The sequence below is a fragment of the Rhodanobacter sp. BL-MT-08 genome, assembly GCF_054161255.1.
Window position 1 is genome coordinate 2,233,144 of the sequence record NZ_CP167872.1, and the last position, 22,322, is coordinate 2,255,465.

The following is a 22,322-nucleotide window of genomic DNA, read 5'->3' on the forward strand; positions in this document are numbered from 1 at the left end:
GCTGGCGGTCTCTTGTCGACCCAAAGCTGACATTGTGCTTGGCGCGCAATTACCATAGAACTTTGTAGGCGCGCCCGTATTTTTCGCTAACTATGTGCTCGCAAGGCGCGATAGAAGTTGGCGTGTAGTCAGGTGATGAACATCTATGCAGCAGTTGCACAAAGACAATCACTACGTGCCGCAAGTCTACCTTAGGCAGTGGGCAACCAACGGTACGATCCCGACCTACAGCCTTTTGGTTCCTCACCACAGAGTTCCGCTGTGGAAGCGCCACTCTTTGAAGGGGATCGCCTTTCATCAACATCTGTATACACAGATCGCGGGGGGAACAGAGACTGACGATCTAGAACGATGGCTGGATAGCGAGTTTGAAGCTCCTGCCGAACTAGCGATCACACGTGCGGTCACCGATCAACGACTAACTACCGATGACTGGAGGAAGTTGGTGCGCTTTGCAGTTGCACAAGACCTGAGAACGCCGACTGCATTGCGACAATTTCTGCTCAGGCAGACACAAGTAATGCCGCAAATACTCGATAAGACGATCCAGGATGCAGTAAACAAAGTCAGCCAAGGAAAATTGTCCGCTCGTCCAGTACAGTTTACGAATTCAAGTAGATTTCCTCTTAAGGTTTCGATAGACGATAAGGGAGACGGCCAAGCTGGTTTAAGGGTCGAGACTGTCTTAGGGCGCGCGCTGTGGCATTGGTCCTTGCGGTCTTTGCTGACCAGTACCATAACGAAGATACCCTACAAGGGGTGGGCAATTCTTAAGGCTGCACCTGGTTGTTCTTGGCCGACGTCCGACGATCCGCTAATCAGATTGAACCATATCGATGACGAGCGATATGACTTCGGCGGTGGGTGGGATGTGCAAAATGGGGATGTACTCCTACCACTTTCCCCAACCCATTTACTTCACCGTTGCGGTGGACGACGACCTCCCCGAGATCACCGGCTAGATCATGCCACCAGCGCAAGGGTTGGGCGTCTCATCATCGAACATGCTGATCGATATGTTTTTGCCAAAGAGATATTCGACATCCGTCAGGTTCGGGCAAGAACCGTTGATTCGGAGCTCCATAAGGCGGACCGGGAGGTTTGGTCAAACTGGCACGCCGAGCAAACCAAGGCCGAACAAACGTAGCGATGCTCACATGGACAGCTGCTCTTGCTTCCGATCCGGAGCGTGCACTCCCGAACCGAAAACCCGGGCCAGATGGACCGGACGTTCAAAAGTGCACGCTGACCAGCCACCAGCTGATACCAGCGGTTGCGCCCGTGCTCGCCGGATAACAACAAATGCATGTGGTCGGTCGACGATCCTTTTGAGCCTTCGCTGTGGCTCCGTCTGGCGGTATGCTGAGCTCCATGGAAGCCACAACGTCAGACGGAACGAAGCTAAAAAGCGCTCATAGCATGGGCAGCGTCAAAAAGCTCAGCCGCATCGAGCCACGTGAGCGCGTGGGTAACCACTCGTTCAAGGCGGACGGCTTCGCCGCCGCTTAACTCCAGCGTTAGCGCCCAGATGAGACATGCGGAATGATCGAGCGCCAATCGCCATACATCGCACACCAGCATCGTCTTGCGGACTTGATTGCTGCGATCCAAGTTATGGGTACTTATCGGTACTCGGGCCGAAAGGTCCAGTCATGGGCTAGGATTCTGGGGGAGAAGCCAAAGAGCGCTGACAGTTGGCTACTCGTGTTCAATGAACATCCAGAGTTCTTTCGGGCCGGAGTCGGTAATGCAGGCTTTCAAACTCTCGCGTTAAGACGTGCGCAGCCTCGCGTGTACAACACAAGAACTAGAGAAGAGATGACGCTTGAGCAGCTTCGAGCTGTTCCACGAGATCGCCGCAATCATATCTCGCGTCGCCCGCTTTCCTCAGAGCAAATTCTTTCATTGGTGGACGTGGCCGTTAAGTTGCACACTCAAGCAATTGCCAGAAGGCAAGAACTCCGCTGGTGGGCCGTCATGCTCATTGGCGTCGCATCTTCCTTTGTCGGTGCGCTCGTAGCGGTTCTCATAAAAGGTGCTAGTGGGCGCTAACAATTCGTTCAAGGCGGATGCCTCCGGCGCCGCTTAACTCCAGCGTTAGGCTCACATGAAAGCCATGCAGCGAATTCGACATTACAAAAGCGATATAGCCTTGCTGCTACTCGGTGTCGTAACAGCTGTGGTGATGCTCAAGACCAGTGATGACCCACTGATCCCTCAGCTGCGACACTCGCTGCTTGGAGACTGGCTTACCCAGCTACCCACCGGCAATCAAACCGTCTTTAATCTGTCTGCTGGCGTAGTTTCCGCAGTTTTCACCTACTTCTTGTTTGTTCGCCTGCCGGAAGAGCGAAAGAGACGGCGCGTCCTTGCTCATTTGGCCGAGACTTTCAGAGATACGAAGATCAACTTGATAAGAGCGTATCTCTCAATGGTTGTGCGTTCTTATGATGCGGGCCTTCCAGAAGAGCTCTTAAATCAGGGCGCATTTCGTTCATTCTTCGGTAATGACACCGCATCTGGGGACAGTCGCTGGTACGGCGTTGCAAATGGGCTCAATGAGTATTGGCTCAAAGAGATCGCCGCGGAGCTTGAGATCCTACATAACGAGCTGCAGTTTGCCCTCGCAGCAGTCGAGCCTCGCAATATGACTGGCTATTCCAGGCTTAAGTCTGTGGCGGCATGGATACTCCGTTCTAAAAACCTTGATGTGACCTCGGATGACTCAAAGCCATTCTTGCGCGCTCTTTGGCAGCTGCATACTGGGTTTAACTTCGTTGATGGCTACACTGGCCGAGACATCATTGCCGATAAGATTCAGTCGCTGTGAGCCTAACAATTCATTAAAGCCGAAATCGCTTCGCGGTTCTGCTTAATTCAGGTGTTAGTTTCTATGAAAATACGACGGATCGTACGAATCGCAATTCTCGCAATCACATTATTGCTGTTCGGCTGCGGTGTTGCTCCCGACCCACCAATTTGGTCCACCAAAGCTGCGTCTCCAAATGGCTAGGTCATTGCACTCGCGGAAACGAACGAAACTGGCGGTTTCGGGGCGGCGGCTAAGTGGACCGATTTAGCTTTGAAGCAACCAAGAGGACGTCGGCCAATTGTCATCTTAAGTTTCGAAGACAACGATGCACCATCTCTCCCTGGGGAAGATGCGGCGGTCGGACTAAATTGGCTGACCAACTCCAGTCTGTGCGTCAAGTATGGACCTAACGTGACGGTGCTCTTCCAAGCCGTCAAAGCATGGGGCTTAACTATTTCGATTCGTCAATTGATGCCAAGCCAGTCAACTAATCCATGTGTAGATCATGAAATTAAATAGCACCGCACCCTAACCATTCGTCCAAAGCAAACGGCTTCCTCGCCTCTAAACTCAGGCGTTCAACGTCCGCTTCTGGCCGATTTCGGACGCTAGGGCAGGGCGACTATTGAATTTTATCTGGGTGGGGCGTTGGTTGAGCAGGATGCAAGACGTGTCTCAAGTATTGCCGGTTCGATGCCCAAACACGGACTCACTTTCTTCGCAGTAGCGTGATCTTCGATACCGAGGTGAGCTCGCTGGGCAGCGCTTTGCTTTTGGGTACAAGCGTGGGTATAAATATTTCCTTTACGTACCTTATAACTATTTAAATCAATAACATATATATTTTATTGGGTCTCCTCTTGGCACCATTACACCGTCTCAGCGCGAACGCGCTGAGGCTAGAAAAAAAATCGCCTTGCGGCGATTTTTTTTGTGCAGAATTTGGTGCGGATGATTGAAGCTTACGTTTTACCAAGGAATCTGTCAGCCGAATAAGGCTCGAACCTGGTCGTATTCTGACGCGACGCGTCCACGGCTGGCGGCTTTGCTGTGCGCTTTAGCTGGTATTACCGGACGAAGCATGTGGGCTGCGGCCGACAGATCGTGGGCTTGGGACGTGGCACATTAAGTGCTTGAGTGACGAAGGCGAACGGCTTTGCGCCGTTTCTATTGAACTTGTCGGGGACGGGGTTGATGCAATGGTGATCATTTCGCTAAAGCCGGGGCGAACCGGCAATTGGAACGTCACCCGCGCGCACGTCACTTTGTTCAGTGATCTGCAGCTGGAGGCGGCTATTGCGCTGGCGAAGGAAGTAGCTCACGACGAACATCTGCGCAGTGGTCGCCCTCTCCGCGTGGAGATGCCCGGGCCGGCTTCTACGCTGGTGTTGGCCCGTTATCTTGATGCGCCAGAATCCCCGGCCAATGATGTCATGGCCGCCTGACCTTGAATCGCAGTGGCACGGCGCCGGATCATCGGCAAGCGTTGAACCATGAAACGTGGCTGAGAGCCCGCCGTCTGCAATATGGCGTTGTGGAGCAGACACAGGTGACGCCTGGGGCCAGGCGTGCCGGGCATCGTCAGAAGGGAAGCAGTCTAACTATTCAAGGAGCGATGACATGATCAATATTGTTCTAGTGGATGATCACGAGCTGGTACGCACCGGCTTTCGCATGATTCTTCAGCAGCATGCCGACATCAGCGTCGTTGGCGAAGCGAAAAATGCCGAAGAGGGGCTGCGCCTCATTCGGACGCTGGCGCCGGATATAGCCTTGGTCGACGTGCATATGCCGGGCATGAGCGGCGTGGAACTCACCGAGCGCGTGTGTCGCGGCAAGATGTCTACCCACGTGGTAATCGTTACGGTGGTGGACGATGCGCGCTTTCCAAAGCGGCTTCTTGATGCCGGCGCCCTGGGTTATCTGACCAAGGGATGCACCTCGGAGGAATTGGTTTCTGCGGTTCGCCAAGTGGCGGCCGGCAGGCGCTACCTCGCACCCTCCGTGGCGCAGCAGCTCGCGCTTGCCACACTGGATGGAAACACCTCGCCTTTCGATGTGCTTTCCAGCCGCGAGCTGGAAGTGGCCATGATGCTGGTGCGAGGCAAGCCGCTGACCACGATCGGTGAACAACTCAACCTGAGCCCAAAAACCGTGTCTACCTACAAGCAGCGCCTGATGGAGAAGCTTCGCGTCGACCACGTGCTGAGCCTCGCTCACCTGATGACCGTGCACGGCTTGCTCGATACGCCCGGTCAGCAAGCAGCCAGCTGAACCTGCTTCATTGTCCGAGGATGGGACAGAAAAAAACCGGGCCTTGGCCCGGTTTTTTTTGAACAACCTTTCGATCAGACGCTGGAGTCGTCCTTGGGTTCGTGCAGGTACGTATCCCTGGTCGGCTCAGCCTCGGACTTCTCGAAGCTCGTGGCATCGACGCGATGCGTGGTGTTCGCGAGCAGGTCGCCCTGCTTTGGCAGCGCGACTACGGGCTCATGGGCCTTGATATCGCTGGGAGCCTCCGTACGTACTTCGCCTGCGGCAGCGTTCGCAGCAATGGGCTGCGTCTCGTGCGAATGCGTAATCACCGATTCGGAATCTCTTGCCAGATTAACCGACGTGGCACGGTCGGTGTTTTCGTTGAGGTCGGCAAATGCGGCGGCCACCGGCGGATCGAGCACGGCATCGGCAAACGGCGCTGAAAGCGTGTTTGACTCTTCCGGCGCCTCATTACCCGGTGCCGAACGCAAGGCATAGGCTGCATCCGCCGGGGTGGGCTCTGGCTTCGCCGCGACGGTCACTTGGTGCGCGTGATTCACCAACTCGGAGGACGTGGCAGCACCCGTCTGCTCAGGAATCGGCGGAAGGGTGGGCAGATTGAAGCTGCTGCCTGTCGGCAGACTCGTGGGGGCCACGTCATCCATGAGGACATCGCTTTTTGGTGTCGCGAGCGCAACAGCCTCTGACGAGGCTGGAGCAATTGCCGTCTGGACATCATTCAGGCTGGCCGAGGCATATGCGCGCTCAGCGATCTGACCTGGCTCGCTCACGGCCTGAACAGCATGACTATGTCCAGCGACCGCCGGTGCAGCGGACGCGGGCCTGGCCTCGCGCGGAGCGGCCGGCCTCGGCAGTTCTGATTTCTCCGTCGGGTCGTTGCGATCTTCATCGTCGAGTCCGGCCGCTTCGGAGGTATCCAAGGATGTTCCCGCCGAGGCGGTTTCGTCATGCCGGCGCCGGCGACGACCGCCGCGACGGCCGCGGCGGCGGCGCGACTGGCTTCCGTCAGCGTCAAGTTCCTGCGCGCCGGACTCTGGCGCTGCGGACTGAATCGGGGTCGCGATCAGCTGGGCGTCTTTTGCGGCGGTTTCCGCTGCATCGGTGAGCGTTGTCGCCGTCGCTTCGTTCGATGCCTGCTCGGCCAGGACAGGGCGCGGCTGGAGCTCGGCTTTGGGCTGTTGAGACGGGTTGGGCTTGCGTTCGGCACGCGGCTGATTGCCGTCGACGCTGGCTGGCTTCGGCTGCCGCTCGGTCTTGGCGGCTTGTGATTGCGGCGGCGGCTGGCGCGACTGCTGGCCGTCGTTGTTGCGCTGACGGTTGTTTTTCGGCTGCTGCTGGGAGCCATTCTTCGGTGCGTTTTGCGGCGACGAATCGCGGCGCGGCTGCTGCTGGCGAGAGCCGCTCTGGCCGTTGTTGCCGCGCGCTGAGCGCTCGTCACGGCGGCCGTCGCGCGATGCGTCTTTGCCTTCTGGCCGCTGCTGGGGAGCCGGTGCGGGAGCGGGCGTTTCGGCACCACGAAACCAGCCAAGGACACGCGAGACAAGCCCCCCGGAGGCGGGCGCCGGCGCCGGTGCGACGCGGGGCTGCCGGACGGCGGCGGGCGCTTTGGCGACAGTGGTTTCGGCGACTTCCTCCCGCACCGGCGCGGGGCTGGCGGGCATGATGCCGCTCACGGCGGGCTGTTCGCTGCTGCCGAGCGTCTGGCCCATCTTTGGCAGTGCGGTCGACTCGACCGCGGTCAGGCGCTCGTAGCTTGGCTTGCTGTGCTCGCCCATGTCCGCTTCGCGGATGCGCTGGATCTCGATGTGCGGCGTCTGCAGCTTCTCATCGGCGATGATCATGACATGCACCTTGTGGCGCATTTCGATCTCGACCACGCTGGCGCGCTTTTCGTTGAGCAGGAAGTTGACGACGCTGGACGGCGCCTGCACCAGCACCTGGCCGGTGTTTTCCTTCATGGCGTGCTCTTCGATCAGGCGCAGGGTCGATAGCGCCAGCGACTCAACGCCGCGGATGTGGCCCTGGCCCTCGCAGCGCGGACAGACGATCTGCGACGCTTCACCAAGGCTGGGGCGCAGGCGCTGGCGCGACATTTCGAGCAGGCCGAAGCGCGAGATGCGGCCGACCTGCACGCGGGCGCGATCGTGCTTCAGTGCATCCTTGAGCTTGTCTTCCACGTCGCGCTGATGCTTCGGGCTGTCCATGTCGATCAGGTCGAGCACGATCAGGCCGCCGGCATCGCGAATACGCAGCTGGCGGGCGATTTCCACCACCGCCTCGCAGTTGGTATTGAACGCGGTTTCCTCGATGTCGCTGCCCTTGGTGGCCTTCGAGGAGTTGACGTCGACCGCGGTGAGCGCTTCGGTCTGATCGATGACGATGGAGCCACCGGAGGGCAGGCGCACCTGGCGATCGAAGGCGTTTTCGATCTGGGTTTCGATCTGGTAGCGGGTGAACAGCGGTGTGTCGTCTTTGTACAGCTTGAGCTTGCGCAGGGCGTTGGGCATCACCTGCTGCATGAAATCGCGGGCGTCGTTGTAGAGCGACTCCTCGTCGACCAGAATTTCGCCGATGTCCGTGCGCAGATAGTCGCGCAGCGCGCGAATGAACAGCTTGGACTCCTGATAGATCAGGAAAGGCGCTTTCTGCGACATGGCCGCCGTGGAGATCGATTTCCACAGCTGCAGCAGATAGTCCAGGTCCCACTGCAGCTCTTCGGCATCGCGGCCCAGGCCGGCGGTGCGAACGATCAGGCCGACGTCGTCGGGCACGGTGACGTGATCGAGCGCTTCTTTCAATGCCTGCCGGTCTTCGCCCTCGATCCGGCGCGAGACGCCGCCGGCTTTGGGGTTGTTCGGCATCAGCACCATGTAGCGGCCGGCCAGGCTGATGAAGGTGGTCAGCGCCGCGCCCTTGTTGCCGCGCTCTTCCTTCTCGACCTGGACGACGACTTCCTGGCCTTCCTTGATCAGCTCGCGGATGCTGGCCTTGTGCGGGTCCAGTCCGGTGGTGAAATAGTCGCGGGAAATTTCCTTGATCGGCAGAAAGCCGTGGCGTTCGGCGCCGTATTCGACGAAACAGGCTTCAAGTGATGCTTCAACGCGGGTGATGCGGCCCTTGTAAATATTGGATTTTTTCTGTTCCCGCGAAGGGATTTCGATATCAAGGTCGTACAGGTTCTGGCCATCGACAATGGCCACGCGCAACTCTTCACGCTGAGTCGCGTTGATCAACATACGTTTCATGGTGGTTTCCTCAGCCTTTCCGCGCGTCGCGCGCCCCGGTGGCGCCTGCGAATGGCGGCCTGCCGGGGATCGCGCCGCAGCGGTTAAGCGGCAAAAATGACCAGCGCCGATACCGGCGCCGGGATGATTCGGTCAACTACGCCTGCCGCCTCAATGCCCGATGGCACCGGACAACGGCAGCCCGAACCGTTACGATGAAAGGGAGTCGAGGCCGGATGCCAATCGGGCAACCGCCGCAATCCTCGCCGACGTGACGGGCCGTCATTCGACCCGATCCAGACATCGGTGGGCAAAATGTGGCGCCCGCCGAGTATCCTATTTCACCAGGTTTTTTTCAATGCAGACGGCAACTTCCCCCGACGCACCTCAAGGTGTACGTCAAGTAGCGATCGGTCCCGAGCGCGACGGCCAGCGGATCGACAACGCGCTGGTTACCCTGCTCAAGGGCGTGCCCAAGAGCATGATTTACCGGCTGCTCCGTACTGGCCAGGTGCGCGTGAACGGCAAGCGGGCCAAGCCCGATACCCGTCTCACCGACGGCGACATGCTGCGCATTCCGCCAGTCCGCGTGGCCGAGCGACCCGAGGGCAAGGGGCCTGCGACCGGCATGGTGGCGCAGGTGGCCGACGCCATCATTTTCGAGGACAAACACTTTCTGGTGATCGACAAGCCTGCCGGCATTGCCAGCCACGGCGGCAGCGGCGTGAGTCATGGCGCCATCGAGCTGCTTCGCGCTGCGCGGCCGCAGGAGCACCTTGAGCTGGTGCATCGGCTCGATCGCGACACCAGCGGTGTGCTGGTTTTCGCCAAGACTCGGTCGGGGCTGACCGGACTGCAGGCGCTGATCCGGGGTGGCGAGGTCACCAAGCAGTACCTTTGTTTGATGCTCGGTCACCCGTCAAAGGCCAAGTTTGACGTCAACGCGCCGTTGCTCAAGTCAGTCATGCAGGGCGGCGAGCGGATGGTGCGGGTAGCCGACAATGGCAAACCGTCACTGACGTTTTTCCGTGAAATGGAGCAATACCCGGCCGCGCGTCTGATGCAGGCGCAGCTGGGCACGGGGCGCACTCATCAGATTCGCGTCCACGCCGCCCATATCGGGCATCCGCTTGCGGGTGATCCCAAGTACGGCGATAAAGAGATGAACAAGCGGTTCAAGGACATGGGACTGAACCGGATGTTCCTGCACGCGGCCCACCTGAGCTTCGAGCTGGAGGATCGCTCATACAGTTTTTCCGCCCCGCTGCCGGACGACCTGAAGGACTTTCTCGACGTACTTGCGGTCAAAGGTAAGCGGTTGATCTATACCCTGCCCAAGTCCCGCACCGACTTTTAACTAGCGTGCGAGCAGCTGTTCGACCCGCGCCGCGCAGATAAAGTCGTTCAGCGACAGGCCGCCGACATCGTGCGTCGACCACAGCAACCGGCAGTGGCCGTAGCCGGCCTCAATGTCCGGATGGTGATCTTCATGGTTGGCCATGAAGCCCACTGCATTGATAAAGCCCAGGGTGCGATGGAAGTCCTCGAACTTGAAGTCCTTGATGATGGCTTGCTTGTTGTCGCTGAGTTTCCAGCCCGGCAGCTGCTTGAGCAGCGTAGCCACTTTTGCGGCGTCCAGTGTGTGTTCCTTGCCCTTCAGGGGCTGGCAATGCTGTGTGCTCAGATCGTTGGCTGTCATGGGTATCTCCTGGGACTGAAAGAGCTGCGAAGCGTTGAGTGTGAATGCCGGAAAGTCAAAGGCGCGCATCGGCGTCGAAACAGGACTAAAATGGTGCTGTTTCGCCTGTGCAACGACGGCGGGCGTTGATCGACATTTGCGGAGTAGACATGATCGAAATCTCAGAGCGCGCCCAACAGCATTTTCTGCGATTGCTCTCGCAGCAGGGCGGCGATGGCATGAGTATCCGGCTGCGCGTCACCCAGCCCGGCACGGCGGGAGCCAACTGCGAGCTCGAATTCTGCGAGCCGGCGGATCTGCAGGGTGGCGAGTGGACCATCGAGTGCAAAGGGTTTGATTTCCATATCGATGGCGACAGCGCCCGCTGGCTGGAAGGCGCCACGATCGATTTCGAGACCAATGCCACCGGCGGGCAGCTCAATATCCGCGCGCCCAAGATCAAGGGCGACATCCCGGGCGCCGAGTCGGGTCTGATTGAGCGCGTGCGCTACGTGCTCGAAGCGGAGATCAACCCGCAGCTGGCATCTCACGGCGGGCGCGTGACGCTGCTGGAAATCGATGCGGAAGGAGTGGTATTGCTGCAGTTCGGTGGCGGCTGCCACGGCTGCGGTATGGTCGACGTGACGCTCAAGCAGGGCGTGGAAAAGACCTTGCGCGAACGCGTGCCCGAAATCACGGCAGTGCGGGATGCCACCGATCACTCGGGTGGCGAAAAGCCGTACTACAGCAAGACCGAAGGCCGTTCTGCGCTTGGTTGAGTCATCCTTGCGGCATCGTTAGGAAGAGCTCCCAATGAAAAGGCCCGCAATCGCGGGCCTTTTCGATTTCGTCGCCCATCGACTGGCGCAATTATTTGTCGCCGCTGACGTGCCCCTGCAGGGTGTCCAGCTTGGTGGGAAGGCTTGAGAAATAAGCGGCGATGTCTTCGATATCCTGGTCGGACAGGGTCGCATCCATGCCTTTCATGATGGCGTTGTTGCGACGTCCGTCTTTGTACTCATGCAGCGCCTGCTGGATGTACTCGTCGTACTGACCGGCCAGGCGTGGGTACTGAGGATCGACCGCATTGCCGTCGACGCCGTGGCAGGCGAAGCAAGTACCGGCCTTCTTTTTGCCATTCTCGGCATTACCGCTGGCCAGCAGCTGCGTGGATGCAAACGCCAGGATGGCGCCGAAGGAGAGCAGGGTAAGCGCACGGTTCATGCGTAAAGTCCTTGGCGATTACTGGGCGAGACTGGAAAGATAAGCGGCAACGTTCTGAATGTCCGTGTCGGACAGACTCTGCGCCTGTGCCCCCATGGTCGGATGCGTGCGGTCACCGCTTTGATATCCGTGCAGGGCGTTGATGATGTACTGCTCATTCTGCCCCGCAATCTTCGGTACCGGATACTGCGGATACGCATTGCTATAGCCCGGGACGCCATGACATCCGGCGCAGGTGTAAACCAGTTTCTTGCCGGCGGCCTTATCACCCGCCGCATGAGCACCCGCGGTGGCAAGAAGAGCAGTGGCCGCGGCCAAGCTGAGTAGTTGCAGTCGAGTCATCGAGATCGGTCTCACGATTGCGGCGGAGTCGCGGTCATGTAAGCGGCCGAGTATAGAGGCTGCGTCGTGGCCCGAACAACAGTCCTGCGGGTTTCGCCGCATAGCCGATTGAAGTGCGCATGTTGTTTGCCTGCCTGGACGTGCGTAGGGGATAGATACACGCGCGTCGCCGCGAGAGCGGCGCTCTTTTTTCAGAGATTTTTACGCATCGGCTGCCCGGCCTACACCGATTCGATTGATGATCGAGCCATTGTCCCCATATAATCGAAAGGTTGAATCGTTTTCCCCGGGGGTGTTCTGGCTTCGACGGGGGTAGTGAGATGACTTGGTGCATGCCGAGGGGGCAGCTTTCCTCGTAAATCCAGCAGCAAACTTCTAGTTGCCAACGACGACAACTACGCTCTCGCCGCTTAAGGCGTAAGCCCCGAACCCACTTGTGCTCGTGCTTGTAGGTGTAGGGTCATTATCACGAGATCGCCGAACGCTGCCGCCTGGCGGTTCTAGGTCAAATCAATCAGGCTGGTTCCGCGGTGCGCTTTGCCCATCGTGCTTGTCGCGGAACGAGATCGAACGTTGAGCTAAGCATGTAGATCCGGGCGTTGAACGCTCTCGGACGCGGGTTCGACTCCCGCCACCTCCACCAACAACAGCCCCTAAGCGTTCGACGCGCTTAGGGGTTTTCTTTTTTGTTGCTCTTTGAACGGCGCGAATCGGATTCTATAAAGTGACGCTTTGGCGATGTTTACCGACATCAGGGGCAACGATGGTCCCGAAAATTCGTCGGTACGAAGCCTTCAAAGATAGGCAGCAGCGAGCAGAGCCTCGCAGGCAAGAGCCGGGCTGCCGGTCCGCTCGTAGGTATCCACCCAGCTGCGGTAGTTATGGATCACCGGTTGATCGTTCGGATGAAAGCCGGGTTTGAAGTAGGCCAGCAGTTTGGGCGTCAAAGCGCCGAAGACGCCTTTTCGGGGGCCATGGATCCATGCAATATTCTTTATATGCAGCCACAGCCGCTGCGGTCCGGTGTAACCGTCGGCCTTGAGCATGCGGTTGGTTATCGAATACGAGATGCCCAGGATGTCCTTGGTAAACACCACCATGGCGGCCACGCGCTTCCAGTAGCCGACTTTGGCGATCTTGCGCATGACATCGAAGGCTACTGACTTGTGCTCCATTTCCTCGATGGCATGCCAGGCCAGCATGGCACGCATGCGTGGATGCATTCCTTCGGTCGTCGACACCTTGGCGAAAAACGCCTCGGCCAGCATCGCGGTGAAGTGCTCGGCTGCCGCCGTCAGCGCCAGATTGAACTGCGGCGAGTAGATGCGCATGCGTCGCGCGATCAGAGCCTTGATTTGATCAAGCAAATTCTCGATCGGCAGGCCCTGCGCTTCCAGCAACTTGTTGTAGCGCGTATGCGCCATGCCGTGCTGGCCTTCCTGGCGGGTGAAGTCGCGCACGGCGACGCGCAGCGCCGGGTCTGTGATCTGGTCGCGGAACGCCCGCACGCAGGTAATGAAGTAGCGCTCGCCGTCGGGGAAGCTCAGTTGCACGGCATCCACGTAGCGCGATTTATAGGCGTCGCCGCGGTACCAGTATTTGGGGATGCTCGCATCCAGCCTGAAGTCGAGATTTTCGCGAGGCACGATGGTTTCGCTGTAGCTGACTTGCGCGCTCATGGCGGATTCTCCTCTGCTATTTCTCAGCGATAAGCCTAGGTGGTTGCTTACGACAGTACTATGCCACCAGACGCCAAAACGTGGCTTTTGGCGACAGTCGCGCTAGAGTCGATGCCCGCACACTCTGGTGCGGGCGAGGCAACGGACGATGGCAAACATCGACAAATCTTTCGAGAGTGGCGATCACAAGGCGGGCCGCTCCATTTCCCTTCGTGACGTTTCTCTGCTGGCAAGAGTCGCATCGCTTTGCGGCTTCGATATCGAGTCGGTGCTAGCGGACGTTGGCATTCGCACGTCGGACGTGCAGGACGAGGGCGATCCGGGCGATGTGCATCTGATAACCACGATGATGGATCTTGGCGTCCAGCGCTCCATCCGTGCCTATTTCCCCTTTGCCCTGGGCGAGCATTACGCCTTCGAGCATACGCCGGAGATACAGACGTTCCTGGCCACCTGCAGCTCCTTGCATGAGGCGCTGTGGCTGCTGGATTTTCTGCCGCATTTCATCCACCCCAGCATGACGGCGAGATACGAGATTGCCGCGGAGCGCTTCACCATCTTTTTCGAGCTTCACGATGCCTCAGGCGCTCTCGTCAGTTCTCCGGGACTGACCGAGACCGTGCTGGTCGTTCTGAACCGCGTGCTGCATCAACTGCTGGGACAGCATGCTTGTCCCGAGGTCACTTTCCGGCATCAACCGATGACAAACCTGGCGGCTTATGAAAAGCAGCTCGGTGCGCCTCCTCGCTTCGGCGGTACCTTCGACGGCGCCAGCCATCCGCTGGCATTGCTGGATCGCCCGATACCCGGCAGTTCACCGTCGCTGCACGCCAAGATTCGGCTGCTGCTAGACCAGCGGCTGCAGCGGCTGCAGGAAGCGGGCGGTCTCGAAAACACGCTTTCGAGCATGCTTCGGCGTTCGCCGGCGATGACCGTCGCGCAGGCGTCGTCGCGCCTGGGCATCCAGACGCGCACGCTGCAGCGCCGGCTCAAAAAAAGCGGCAGATCGTTCGCCGCCATCCAGGCGCAGGCGCGGTTTCAGGCGGCCAAGAGCATGCTTGCCGATCATGATCTGGACATCGACACGATTGCCCTGAAGCTGGGTTTTTCCGATCGCACGACTTTCAGCAAGTCGTTTTCAAAATGGTCGGGGCTGCCGCCGGCGACTTATCGCCGGGTACGCTCGAAATAGCGCGTCAACGCAGACGAGCCAGCGGGCATCGATCAGCACCGCTTTCGATCAGGCGCCGCGATTGTGCGAGCGCATCGTGCGCTGCTTTTCGATCTGCCAGTCGCGCTGTTTTTCGGTGTCGCGCTTGTCGTGCTCCTGCTTGCCCCGGGCCAGACCGATTTCGACCTTGACCTTGTTGCCCTTCCAGTACATGGCGGTGGGAACCAGGGTGTAGCCCTTGCGCTCGACGGCGCCGACCAGTTGATCGATTTCCTTGCGGTGGAGCAGCAGCTTGCGCGTGCGCCGGTCTTCGGCGATCACGTGAGTCGAGGCGCTGATGAGCGGCGGGATCGATGCGCCGACAAGAAAGACCTCGGCATTCTTGGCGACCGCGTAGCTCTCGCCGAAGTTGATGCGGCCCGCTCGCAGCGCTTTCAACTCCCAGCCCTGCAGCGCGATGCCCGCCTCGTAGCGCTGGTCGATGTGATATTCGAAACGCGAGCGTTTGTTGAGCGCGATGGTGCCGCCGCCCTTGCTGTCTTTGTCCTTCGCTTTAGCCATGTCCGTTAAACTCGGGCCTAGTTGCCCTGATGCCGGATCGACCGCATATCGGGTCGAATCCTGCGTGATATGAAGAGGCTGCCATGATCGAAATTCGCCGCAGCGCCCTGGTGAATTATTCGCCGGCGCAGATGTTCGACCTGGTCAATGACGTTGAAGCATACCCAAAGCGGTTCCCCTGGTGTGCGAGTGCCGAAGTTCTCGAGCGTGGCAATGATGTGCTGGTGGCCAGGCTCGATCTCAAGTTTGCCGGGTTCCGCCAGAGCTTCACCACGCGCAACGCCATCACGCCACCGACTCGCCTGCATATGAGCCTGGTGGACGGTCCGTTTCGCAGCCTCGATGGGGTTTGGGAGTTCATGGCCCTTGGCAACGCGGGCTGCAAGATCAGTTTCGCGCTGGACTTCGATTACGCGGGCCGGCTTGGCGGTGGGGCGATCAAGCTGGGATTTCAGGGCCTGGCGAACCGCATGGTGGACGACTTCTGCCGCGAGGCGGAGCGGGTCTATGGCTGAGCGAGTGATCTCGGTACAGGTGGTTTATGCCGGCACCGACACACAGACTCTGCGATGCGTCGACGTTGTCGAAGGCAGCACGGCGCTCGAAGTGATCGAAGCCTGTGGTATCGCCGAAGCCATACCTGCCGGTGCTATCCACCCCGAGAGGCTGGGGATTTTTTCCAGGCGCGTGTCGGCCGATCACGTCGTACAGCAAGGCGACCGGATTGAAATCTACCGGCCGCTGGTCCTGGATCCGATGGAGGCACGCCGAAAGCGCGCCCGCTGATCCGGGCGCGCTGGTCGGAATATCAGTGCCCGTTGTTGCCGCCGCTCGTCGGCGAAGGCTGCGTGTCGTTGCCCGAATCCGTGCCCGAGCCGAAAGTGCCGTCGTCCTTCTTGTCTTCGGCAGAGGTATTTTTGTCGCCCTTGGTTTCATTTACCGGATAGCTGGCGTGATACTTCTTGCTGTCCTTGACGAGCTGCTGGGCGTCCTGCGCAAAAAAGTCGCCCTGGGTGCCTACAAGCGTGTCGTTGTTGAAGGTCAGCGTGAAGGTGCGCAGCTTGATCGGGCCGCCGCGATGCTGCTGCGTCGACACATAGTCCCACCGGCTGGCGTTGAAAGGCGTGCTGACCGACGGCGTACCCATTAGCACCAGAACCTGGCGCTTTGTCATGCCTGGTTTGAGCTGGCTAACCATATCCTTATCCAGCAGATTGCCTTGCTGCACGTCCGGGGTGTAGACGAGGTGGCAGCCGGCCATCGATAGCGCCAGCACGGCGAAAACCAGCAGGGTGATCAGCTTTTGCATGCGTCTTGCGTCCAGATCGTAAAGGTGTCGGATGATACACTACAGGCTTGGCGGCGCCGCGTGCGAAGGGTGGGTTATGGAACAGGAAACCAGAGAATTGCGGCGGGTAGGCCTCAAGGTCACCCACCCACGGATGCGGATTCTGCAAATATTCGACGAGGAGGGCGTACAGCACCTCACCGCCGAAGACGTCTACAAGAAACTGCTCGCCCACCAGGAAGACATCGGTCTGGCCACCGTTTACCGGGTGCTGACCCAGTTCGAAGCGGCCGGCATCATCGTCAAACATAATTTTGAAGGTGGTCAGGCCGTCTACGAGCTGGATCGCGGCAAGCATCACGATCACATGATTGACGTAGACAGCGGAACCGTAATCGAGTTCGTCAGTGAGGAGATCGAGCGGCTGCAGCGTGAGATCGCCGACAAGCACGGTTACGTGATCGAGGATCACAGCCTGGTTATCTACGTGCGCCCAAAAAATCGTCCCCGGAAAAGCTGAGAGGGGTAAGCCGAGTTGGACGAACAGCGCGCATAAAAAAGCCGTGAAGAGGACTCCTGTCCACCCACGGCTGCTCCACTATCCTGACTCATGACCGGCTGAGGCACCGCGTGCCATCACCGAGGCTCGTCGCCGAATAGCGGCGAAACAGCATCCTGCCGTTTTTCAGAACCACCGTCCCCACGGTAGCCCTGATCCACCATCTTGCAATGGTGGCTCCCCCACATCGATGACTTGATCGTAACGAAGTCTTTACGTTCCAGGTATAAGAAAAATTCCTAGCCGATCCGGGCGGGATCGGGCAAACCGCTGTTGCTGCGCAACAAAATGCGCAGGTGCACGCCGGCATGGTCGGCGCGCAGCCGAAACTGGCCGCCTAGCGAAGTGACCCGGTCGCGCATCCCTTGCAGGCCACGGCCGCCGCGTGGCATGCGGCTGGGCAGGCCGGTGCCGTTATCGCGCAGATCGAGCAGCGCCAGCACCATGCCCTGGCGTTCGCCGATACGCAGACGCACCCTGAATTCGCTGGCTTGGGCGTGCTTGACCGTATTGGTCGCGCTTTCCTGGGTCAGTCGGTAGATTGCCGTTCGCGTGTCGTCATCGAGAAGGCGGGGGTCGCCGTGGAGTTCGGTGAAATACGCGATGTCGGCCGCCTGCAGCAGGTCGCGGATCGGCCCCTCGTCCAGCGCGCGAATCAGTCCGAATTCGTCAAGAACGGCCGGGCGCAGATCATCCAGCAGCCGATGCAGCGCGCGGCGCATGTGCCCCAGGATGGTGTTGATCGAGGCGCTGATGTCCTCCATGCCGGCGTCTCGCAGGCGGCTCTGCGCCAGCTTCACGTGGGTCTGGATGGCGGTGATGTTCTGGCCCAGCTCGTCATGCAGCTCGGCCGCCAGGTAGCGGCGCTGGTTTTCATCGGCCTGCAGGTTGCCGCGCGCGGCGCTGCGCAGCTGCTGGGCCAGCTGATCGAGCCGTCGGTTCACCGCGCCGAGATAGACGTTCTGCTCGGCCACTCTTGCGCTGCTGCGGCGCAGGGCGTCGGTCGCCGAACCGAGCATGATCGCGCCGGTACCGGCCACCGCTAGAAACAGATACGCCGCCGCAGTCGACGGCGCATGCCCAAGATGCTGCTCGACCAGATTCATGCCGAAACTCGAAATGATCATCGCCATGCTGGCACCGCGCCAGCCGTGGCGAAAAGCGAAAAACAGCACCGGCGCCAGCGACAGCACGCGGGCAAACTGCGGCTGCGGCGCGGCCTGTTCGGAGAGCACCAGCAGAATCATCATTGAGGGAAACATCACCAGCAGGCCGTCCATCGACAGGCTGGCCAGCGAGCGATGATCGAAGCGCGTGCGCAGCAGCAGAATCATCAACGGCACGATCAGCAGAATGCCCAGATAGTGGCTGAGCAGCTCTTCGCCGAGGATGCTGATGATCAGGTCCGGCGAGCCCGATTCGTGGATCAGGTCGAGCAGGGCGGCGTCGACGGCGGTGGTTGCGGCTACGACGAACACGACCGAGAGCAGCAACCGCGTCACTTCCTGTGGACTGTTCAAACTGGCGTGCAGGTTGAAACGACGCAGCAACCATAACGCCAGCGCCATTACCAGGGGCTCCGGCAGCTCGGTGATCAGGAATCCGTTCCAGCCCAACGGCATGCCATGTGCCATGGCGATGCCTGCTGTAACCGCAAGCTCTGCACCAAGCAGCCAGCCCCAGCGGCGTATGGGCGTGAGCAGCAGCGCGCCGAACCGCAATCCGTACGGCAGCATCCAGTACGGCTGCACGGTCAGCCACAGCAGCAGCCATAGCGAGACATAGACGATCGCCAGCAGCGGGCCGGAATCCGGCAGACGGAGTGATTTCAAGCGCATGCGGGGATGGTACATGCGCGTCCGGCGGTAAGCGGACATCGCAGCCTTCGGCGACAGGCACGGCTGCATCTGCCTAACTCGCCATGCACTGTGTAAAGTAATGCTATGCATACCATCGTTCTGGTCGATGACCACGCTATCGTTCGTGAGGGATTCAAGCGGCTGATCGAGCTCGAGCCCGATCTGGACGTAGTGGCCGAGTGTCGCAATGCCGACGACGCGGTCGAGGCGGTGAGCCAGTGGCGCCCCGACCTGGTGGCGCTGGATCTCTCGCTACCGGACGGCAGCGGCTTGCCCTTGATCGAACACCTGCTCAGCGTGTCGAGTGACACGCGCATCGTGGTGCTCAGCATGCACGACGGCGATCCCTACGTTTCCGAAGCGCTTCGTCGCGGCGCCAAGGGATACGTAACCAAGGGCGTGGCGCCGGAAGAACTGGTCGCCGGCCTGCGCGCGGTCATGAACGGCGACATCTTTCTCAGCTCCGATCTGCAAGAGCGCCGCGCCGGCCGCTCGAACGCCGGACTTGATCCGATCAGCCGGCTGACGGCCCGCGAGCGCGAGGTGTTTCTGCTGCTGGCCGGCGGCCTGACGCCGAAACAGGTCGCGGCGGAACTGGGCATCGGCCAGAAAACCGTTTACATCCACCGCGCCAGCCTGATGGGGAAACTGGGCGCGGGTTCGGAGCTCGACCTTTATCGCATGGCCACAGATCGCGGGCTGCTGCCAGTCAATACCTGACGTATCGTCGGTTGTTCCGGCGGGCAAGAGTCCTTCGGAAAATTGACAGGGGCATCAGCTGCTTTGCGCGCGTTCCAGCATCTGCTTCGCGTGGGCGCGCGTTTCGCGGGTGATCTCGACGCCGCCGAGCATGCGTGCCAGCTCATCGCGGCGGCCGGCGGCATCGAGCGTCTCGATATGCGTGCGCGTCGCATCGCCGTCGGTCTGCTTGCTCACCCTGAGATGCGCGTGGCCCTGGGCGGCGACCTGCGGCAGATGGGTAACGCACAGTACCTGCCGCTGAGAGCCCAGCGCGCGCAGCTTCTGTCCGACCACCTCGGCAACGGCGCCACCGATGCCGGTGTCGACCTCGTCGAAGACCATGCTGCCGACGGTGTCCTTGCCCAGCGTCGCCACTTCGATGGCCAGGCTGATGCGCGCCAGTTCGCCACCGGAGGCCACCTTGCGCAACGGACGCGGCGGCTGGCCCGGATTGGCGCTGACCAGCAGTTCGCAGCGTTCCTTGCCTTGGGGATCGGGTTCATCGCCATCGATCGATTCGAGCTCGATGCGCAGGACGCCGCCGGCCATGCCGAGCTCGCTCATCAGGGCGCTTACCTCGGTGGCGAGTCTGGCGGCGGCCGCGGTACGCGCCTCGCGGAGCTCAGCCGCGGCAGTGTCGTAATGCTTCTGCAGACGCTCGCGCTGCGCGGCCAGATTTTCCAGCGCTTCGCCCGCGCCCTCGAGTTCGGCCAGCTCGGTGCGCAGGGCGTCGAGCTTTTCGTACAGCTCGGCGACGGGTAGCCGATGGCGTCGTGACAATTCGTGCAGACGCGCCAGATGCGTGTCGACTTCCTCGAAACGCTCGGGGTCGAGATCCACATCCTGCGCGTAGCGGCCCAGGCCATCGACCGCCTCGCCCAGCTGAATCTCGGCGTTGTCGAGCAGCTCCAGCAGCGGCGCCAGCCGATCGTCGATCGCGGTGAGTTTGCCGAGTTCGGCATGCGCACGGCCGAGCGCCCGTCGCAGCGCGAATTCGCCGTCCCCGTCGAGCAGTTCGACCACACCCGATGCGCCTTCAGCCAACCGCCCGGCGTTGGCTAGGCGCTTGTGGCTGGATTCCAGTTCGGCCAGCTCGGCCGGTGCCAGCGCCCATTTTTCCAGCTCGCCCAGCTCATGGCTCAAGAGTTCAATGCGCTGGTCGCGATCGTCACCGCCGCTGAGTTTGCGCACGCGTGCGCCCAGCTCGCGCCACTGCAGCGCGCTGTCGCGGACCGTGGCCAGCAGCGCATCGTGGCCGGCGTAGGCATCCAGCAACGCCATCTGGTGCGAGCGCGAAAGCAGCGCCTGATGCTCGTGCTGGCCGTGAATTTCCACCAGCAGCGACGCCAGCTCGCCGAGCTGGCGTGCGTTTGCCGGGCGTCCGTTGATCCAGGCTTTGGAGCTGCCTTCGGCCCGAATGACGCGGCGCAGCTGGCACTGGCCGTCTTCGTCCAGCTCTTCGTGCTGCAGCCAGTCGCGCGCCTCGGGCAGATCGCTCAGATCGAACTCGGCGGTGAGGTCGGCCCGATCGCTGCCAGCGCGAACCATGCCGCTATCTGCACGGGCGCCGGCCAGCAGCATCAGCGCATCGACCAGCAGCGATTTGCCCGCGCCGGTTTCGCCGCTGACCACGGTCAGGCCCGGGCCGAAGGCGATCTCGGCGCCTTCGACTACCGCAAAATGACGAACATAAAGCGAAGTAAGCATGGGGGAGACAATGATGAGGTCGGTGGATTGTAGCGGCACGTTGCCGGTGCGAAATAAGCCTTGGTCTTGCAAGCGAGCCGTGCAGACCTTATTTCTGTGCAGTCTCAAGGACTGCTACAGCCCATGACTAATCCGCACGGCCCCGATCTCGACGCCCGCACGCGACGCCTGCTGCGTACGCTGATTGCCCAGTATCTGGTCAACGGCGAGCCGGTGGGGTCGCGCACGCTATCGCGTTCGTCGGGGCTGGACGTGAGCCCGGCGACTATTCGCAACATCATGGCCGACCTTGAGGATGCTGGCCTGGTGTCTTCGCCGCATACCTCGGCCGGGCGCGTGCCCACGCCGCGCGGGCTGCGCCTGTTCGTCGACAGTCTGATCGAACTGCAGCCGCTGCCGCAGGAGGAAATGGCGCGCCTGCAGCGCGAGCTGCCGCCCGGCCCGACCAACACGTTGGACCTGCTCGGCAATGCTTCGACTCTGCTGTCGGCGATGACGCATTTCGCGGGCGTGGTTACGGTACCGCGCCAGGCCGATTTTCCGCTGCGCCATATCGATTTCGTTCCGCTGCCGGATGCGCGCGTGCTGGTGATTCTGGTGTTTTCCGATAATCAGGTGCAGAACCGTATCGTGCAGCTGGCCAAGCCGCTGGACAGTCGCGAACTGGAGCAGGCGGCCAACTACCTCAACGCGCAATTTGTCGGTTTTCGGGTGGACGACATCCGCGCGCACCTGCTGGCCGAACTGCGCGAGGCCGGCAGTGAGCTCAATCGCCTGTTGTCCAGCACGATGGAACTGGCCACCGCATCGTTCGCGCCGCAGGCCGGTGGCAGCGACGTGTTGGTCAGCGGCCAGACCAATCTGATGGCGTACTCGGAGCTGTCGAACCTGCAGCGCCTGCGCGAGCTGTTTGAAGCGTTCCAGCAAAAAAACGAGCTGCTGCAGTTGATGGAGGTGTGCGCCCGTGCGCCGGGCGTGCGGCTCTTCATCGGCGAGGAATCGGGTTTCACCGCGCTCGACGGCTGCAGCGTGGTCACCGCCAGCTACGGCGCGCAGGGGCGCGTGCTGGGTGCGGTTGGCGTCATTGGCCCAACGCGCATGGCCTACGATCGGGTGATCCCGGTCGTGCAGGCAACAGCCACTTTGCTCAGTGACGCCTTGAATCGCGCCACGACGGCCTTATAACCGCAGCGGGAGATA

Annotated in this window: 21 protein-coding genes and 1 other RNA gene; 13 read left to right on the top strand and 9 right to left on the bottom strand. The window is 60.5% G+C overall.

The annotated features are described in order from the left end of the window. The first annotated feature begins 145 nt into the window (after positions 1 to 145). The 4 genes from ACDK93_RS09815 (at position 146) to ACDK93_RS09830 (ending at position 5,086) form a co-directional block, all read left to right on the top strand. On the top strand, positions 146 to 1,147 hold the full coding sequence (locus ACDK93_RS09815; protein ID WP_458068304.1) for a DUF4238 domain-containing protein: 1,002 nt from the start codon (positions 146 to 148) through the stop codon (positions 1,145 to 1,147). Between the two features lie 960 nt (positions 1,148 to 2,107). Continuing rightward, positions 2,108 to 2,830: a hypothetical protein gene (locus tag ACDK93_RS09820; RefSeq protein WP_458068305.1), complete on the top strand. Its 723-nt coding sequence runs from the start codon at positions 2,108 to 2,110 to the stop codon at positions 2,828 to 2,830. 1,115 nt (positions 2,831 to 3,945) lie between these two features. Then, complete coding sequence (locus tag ACDK93_RS09825; RefSeq protein WP_458068306.1) at positions 3,946 to 4,257, top strand: hypothetical protein; 312 nt, start codon at positions 3,946 to 3,948, stop codon at positions 4,255 to 4,257. 175 nt (positions 4,258 to 4,432) lie between these two features. Further along, positions 4,433 to 5,086: a response regulator gene (locus ACDK93_RS09830; RefSeq protein WP_458068307.1), complete on the top strand. Its 654-nt coding sequence runs from the start codon at positions 4,433 to 4,435 to the stop codon at positions 5,084 to 5,086. A 74-nt stretch (positions 5,087 to 5,160) separates the two neighbouring features. Here the strand turns inward: ACDK93_RS09830 and ACDK93_RS09835 are convergent, their stop codons facing one another. Then, positions 5,161 to 8,334: an Rne/Rng family ribonuclease gene (locus tag ACDK93_RS09835; RefSeq protein WP_458068308.1), complete on the bottom strand. Its 3,174-nt coding sequence runs from the start codon at positions 8,332 to 8,334 to the stop codon at positions 5,161 to 5,163. A 337-nt stretch (positions 8,335 to 8,671) separates the two neighbouring features. Between ACDK93_RS09835 and ACDK93_RS09840 the strand changes: the two genes are divergently transcribed. Continuing rightward, positions 8,672 to 9,670: an RluA family pseudouridine synthase gene (locus ACDK93_RS09840; RefSeq protein WP_458072414.1), complete on the top strand. Its 999-nt coding sequence runs from the start codon at positions 8,672 to 8,674 to the stop codon at positions 9,668 to 9,670. On the opposite strand, the gene ACDK93_RS09845 is transcribed toward ACDK93_RS09840, so the two are convergent. Further along, positions 9,671 to 10,012, bottom strand: a complete 342-nt coding sequence (locus tag ACDK93_RS09845; RefSeq protein WP_458068309.1) for a 4a-hydroxytetrahydrobiopterin dehydratase — start codon at positions 10,010 to 10,012, stop codon at positions 9,671 to 9,673. 149 nt (positions 10,013 to 10,161) lie between these two features. Between ACDK93_RS09845 and ACDK93_RS09850 the strand changes: the two genes are divergently transcribed. After that, positions 10,162 to 10,770 carry an NfuA family Fe-S biogenesis protein gene (locus ACDK93_RS09850; protein WP_458068310.1) on the top strand — a complete coding sequence of 203 codons (609 nt, stop codon included), beginning with the start codon at positions 10,162 to 10,164 and terminating at the stop codon, positions 10,768 to 10,770. 91 nt (positions 10,771 to 10,861) lie between these two features. On the opposite strand, the gene ACDK93_RS09855 is transcribed toward ACDK93_RS09850, so the two are convergent. Next, positions 10,862 to 11,215: a c-type cytochrome gene (locus ACDK93_RS09855; RefSeq protein ID WP_458068311.1), complete on the bottom strand. Its 354-nt coding sequence runs from the start codon at positions 11,213 to 11,215 to the stop codon at positions 10,862 to 10,864. An 18-nt stretch (positions 11,216 to 11,233) separates the two neighbouring features. Beyond that, complete coding sequence (locus tag ACDK93_RS09860) at positions 11,234 to 11,557, bottom strand: c-type cytochrome (protein ID WP_179476699.1); 324 nt, start codon at positions 11,555 to 11,557, stop codon at positions 11,234 to 11,236. 288 nt (positions 11,558 to 11,845) lie between these two features. On the opposite strand from ACDK93_RS09860, the gene ssrA reads away from it, so the two are divergent. Continuing rightward, positions 11,846 to 12,200, top strand: a transfer-messenger RNA (tmRNA) gene (gene ssrA / locus ACDK93_RS09865). Positions 12,201 to 12,351: 151 nt separating this feature from the next. Here ssrA and ACDK93_RS09870 read toward each other — a convergent pair. Then, positions 12,352 to 13,236: a metal-dependent hydrolase gene (locus tag ACDK93_RS09870; RefSeq protein ID WP_458068312.1), complete on the bottom strand. Its 885-nt coding sequence runs from the start codon at positions 13,234 to 13,236 to the stop codon at positions 12,352 to 12,354. Between the two features lie 148 nt (positions 13,237 to 13,384). Here ACDK93_RS09870 and ACDK93_RS09875 point away from each other — a divergent pair, with 148 nt between their 5' ends. Then, positions 13,385 to 14,428 (top strand): helix-turn-helix domain-containing protein, encoded by a 1,044-nt coding sequence (locus ACDK93_RS09875; RefSeq protein WP_458068313.1) that lies wholly within the window; start codon positions 13,385 to 13,387, stop codon positions 14,426 to 14,428. Positions 14,429 to 14,476: 48 nt separating this feature from the next. Here the strand turns inward: ACDK93_RS09875 and smpB are convergent, their stop codons facing one another. Next, a complete protein-coding gene (smpB, locus tag ACDK93_RS09880; RefSeq protein ID WP_458068314.1) occupies positions 14,477 to 14,968 on the bottom strand; it encodes an SsrA-binding protein SmpB in 492 nt (163 codons plus the stop codon). 83 nt (positions 14,969 to 15,051) lie between these two features. On the opposite strand from smpB, the gene ACDK93_RS09885 reads away from it, so the two are divergent. Both ACDK93_RS09885 and ACDK93_RS09890 read left to right on the top strand, forming a co-directional pair. Further along, on the top strand, positions 15,052 to 15,483 hold the full coding sequence (locus tag ACDK93_RS09885) for a type II toxin-antitoxin system RatA family toxin (protein WP_458068315.1): 432 nt from the start codon (positions 15,052 to 15,054) through the stop codon (positions 15,481 to 15,483). After that, positions 15,476 to 15,754 carry an RnfH family protein gene (locus tag ACDK93_RS09890; protein ID WP_458068316.1) on the top strand — a complete coding sequence of 93 codons (279 nt, stop codon included), beginning with the start codon at positions 15,476 to 15,478 and terminating at the stop codon, positions 15,752 to 15,754. Before ACDK93_RS09885 ends, ACDK93_RS09890 begins: the two co-directional genes overlap by 8 nt. A gap of 22 nt (positions 15,755 to 15,776) precedes the next feature. On the opposite strand, the gene ACDK93_RS09895 is transcribed toward ACDK93_RS09890, so the two are convergent. Beyond that, positions 15,777 to 16,277 carry an outer membrane protein assembly factor BamE gene (locus ACDK93_RS09895; protein WP_458068317.1) on the bottom strand — a complete coding sequence of 167 codons (501 nt, stop codon included), beginning with the start codon at positions 16,275 to 16,277 and terminating at the stop codon, positions 15,777 to 15,779. 76 nt (positions 16,278 to 16,353) lie between these two features. Here ACDK93_RS09895 and fur point away from each other — a divergent pair, with 76 nt between their 5' ends. Further along, a complete protein-coding gene (gene fur / locus ACDK93_RS09900) occupies positions 16,354 to 16,776 on the top strand; it encodes a ferric iron uptake transcriptional regulator (protein ID WP_458068318.1) in 423 nt (140 codons plus the stop codon). A gap of 278 nt (positions 16,777 to 17,054) precedes the next feature. Here the strand turns inward: fur and ACDK93_RS09905 are convergent, their stop codons facing one another. Next, entirely contained in the window at positions 17,055 to 18,653 is a 1,599-nt protein-coding gene (locus ACDK93_RS09905; protein WP_458072415.1) for an MASE1 domain-containing sensor histidine kinase, read from the bottom strand. 105 nt (positions 18,654 to 18,758) lie between these two features. Here ACDK93_RS09905 and ACDK93_RS09910 point away from each other — a divergent pair, with 105 nt between their 5' ends. Further along, on the top strand, positions 18,759 to 19,394 hold the full coding sequence (locus ACDK93_RS09910) for a response regulator (RefSeq protein WP_458068319.1): 636 nt from the start codon (positions 18,759 to 18,761) through the stop codon (positions 19,392 to 19,394). A gap of 54 nt (positions 19,395 to 19,448) precedes the next feature. Here the strand turns inward: ACDK93_RS09910 and recN are convergent, their stop codons facing one another. Continuing rightward, positions 19,449 to 21,122 (bottom strand): DNA repair protein RecN, encoded by a 1,674-nt coding sequence (recN, locus tag ACDK93_RS09915; RefSeq protein WP_458068320.1) that lies wholly within the window; start codon positions 21,120 to 21,122, stop codon positions 19,449 to 19,451. A 123-nt stretch (positions 21,123 to 21,245) separates the two neighbouring features. Here recN and hrcA point away from each other — a divergent pair, with 123 nt between their 5' ends. Then, positions 21,246 to 22,307: a heat-inducible transcriptional repressor HrcA gene (hrcA, locus tag ACDK93_RS09920; RefSeq protein ID WP_458068321.1), complete on the top strand. Its 1,062-nt coding sequence runs from the start codon at positions 21,246 to 21,248 to the stop codon at positions 22,305 to 22,307. Positions 22,308 to 22,322: the final 15 nt, after the last annotated feature.

Bases quoted from the DNA above. Each gene is read 5' to 3' on its own strand.
- ACDK93_RS09815 (WP_458068304.1), top strand. From the start codon at position 146: ATGCAGCAGTTGCACAAAGACAATCACTACGTGCCGCAAGTCTACCTT.
- ACDK93_RS09820 (WP_458068305.1), top strand. From the start codon at position 2,108: ATGAAAGCCATGCAGCGAATTCGACATTACAAAAGCGATATAGCCTTG.
- ACDK93_RS09830 (WP_458068307.1), top strand. From the start codon at position 4,433: ATGATCAATATTGTTCTAGTGGATGATCACGAGCTGGTACGCACCGGC.
- ACDK93_RS09835 (WP_458068308.1), bottom strand. From the start codon at position 8,334: ATGAAACGTATGTTGATCAACGCGACTCAGCGTGAAGAGTTGCGCGTG.
- ACDK93_RS09840 (WP_458072414.1), top strand. From the start codon at position 8,672: ATGCAGACGGCAACTTCCCCCGACGCACCTCAAGGTGTACGTCAAGTA.
- ACDK93_RS09845 (WP_458068309.1), bottom strand. From the start codon at position 10,012: ATGACAGCCAACGATCTGAGCACACAGCATTGCCAGCCCCTGAAGGGC.
- ACDK93_RS09850 (WP_458068310.1), top strand. From the start codon at position 10,162: ATGATCGAAATCTCAGAGCGCGCCCAACAGCATTTTCTGCGATTGCTC.
- ACDK93_RS09855 (WP_458068311.1), bottom strand. From the start codon at position 11,215: ATGAACCGTGCGCTTACCCTGCTCTCCTTCGGCGCCATCCTGGCGTTT.
- ACDK93_RS09860 (WP_179476699.1), bottom strand. From the start codon at position 11,557: ATGACTCGACTGCAACTACTCAGCTTGGCCGCGGCCACTGCTCTTCTT.
- ACDK93_RS09870 (WP_458068312.1), bottom strand. From the start codon at position 13,236: ATGAGCGCGCAAGTCAGCTACAGCGAAACCATCGTGCCTCGCGAAAAT.
- ACDK93_RS09875 (WP_458068313.1), top strand. From the start codon at position 13,385: ATGGCAAACATCGACAAATCTTTCGAGAGTGGCGATCACAAGGCGGGC.
- smpB (WP_458068314.1), bottom strand. From the start codon at position 14,968: ATGGCTAAAGCGAAGGACAAAGACAGCAAGGGCGGCGGCACCATCGCG.
- ACDK93_RS09885 (WP_458068315.1), top strand. From the start codon at position 15,052: ATGATCGAAATTCGCCGCAGCGCCCTGGTGAATTATTCGCCGGCGCAG.
- ACDK93_RS09890 (WP_458068316.1), top strand. From the start codon at position 15,476: ATGGCTGAGCGAGTGATCTCGGTACAGGTGGTTTATGCCGGCACCGAC.
- ACDK93_RS09895 (WP_458068317.1), bottom strand. From the start codon at position 16,277: ATGCAAAAGCTGATCACCCTGCTGGTTTTCGCCGTGCTGGCGCTATCG.
- fur (WP_458068318.1), top strand. From the start codon at position 16,354: ATGGAACAGGAAACCAGAGAATTGCGGCGGGTAGGCCTCAAGGTCACC.
- ACDK93_RS09905 (WP_458072415.1), bottom strand. From the start codon at position 18,653: ATGCGCTTGAAATCACTCCGTCTGCCGGATTCCGGCCCGCTGCTGGCG.
- ACDK93_RS09910 (WP_458068319.1), top strand. From the start codon at position 18,759: ATGCATACCATCGTTCTGGTCGATGACCACGCTATCGTTCGTGAGGGA.
- recN (WP_458068320.1), bottom strand. From the start codon at position 21,122: ATGCTTACTTCGCTTTATGTTCGTCATTTTGCGGTAGTCGAAGGCGCC.
- hrcA (WP_458068321.1), top strand. From the start codon at position 21,246: ATGACTAATCCGCACGGCCCCGATCTCGACGCCCGCACGCGACGCCTG.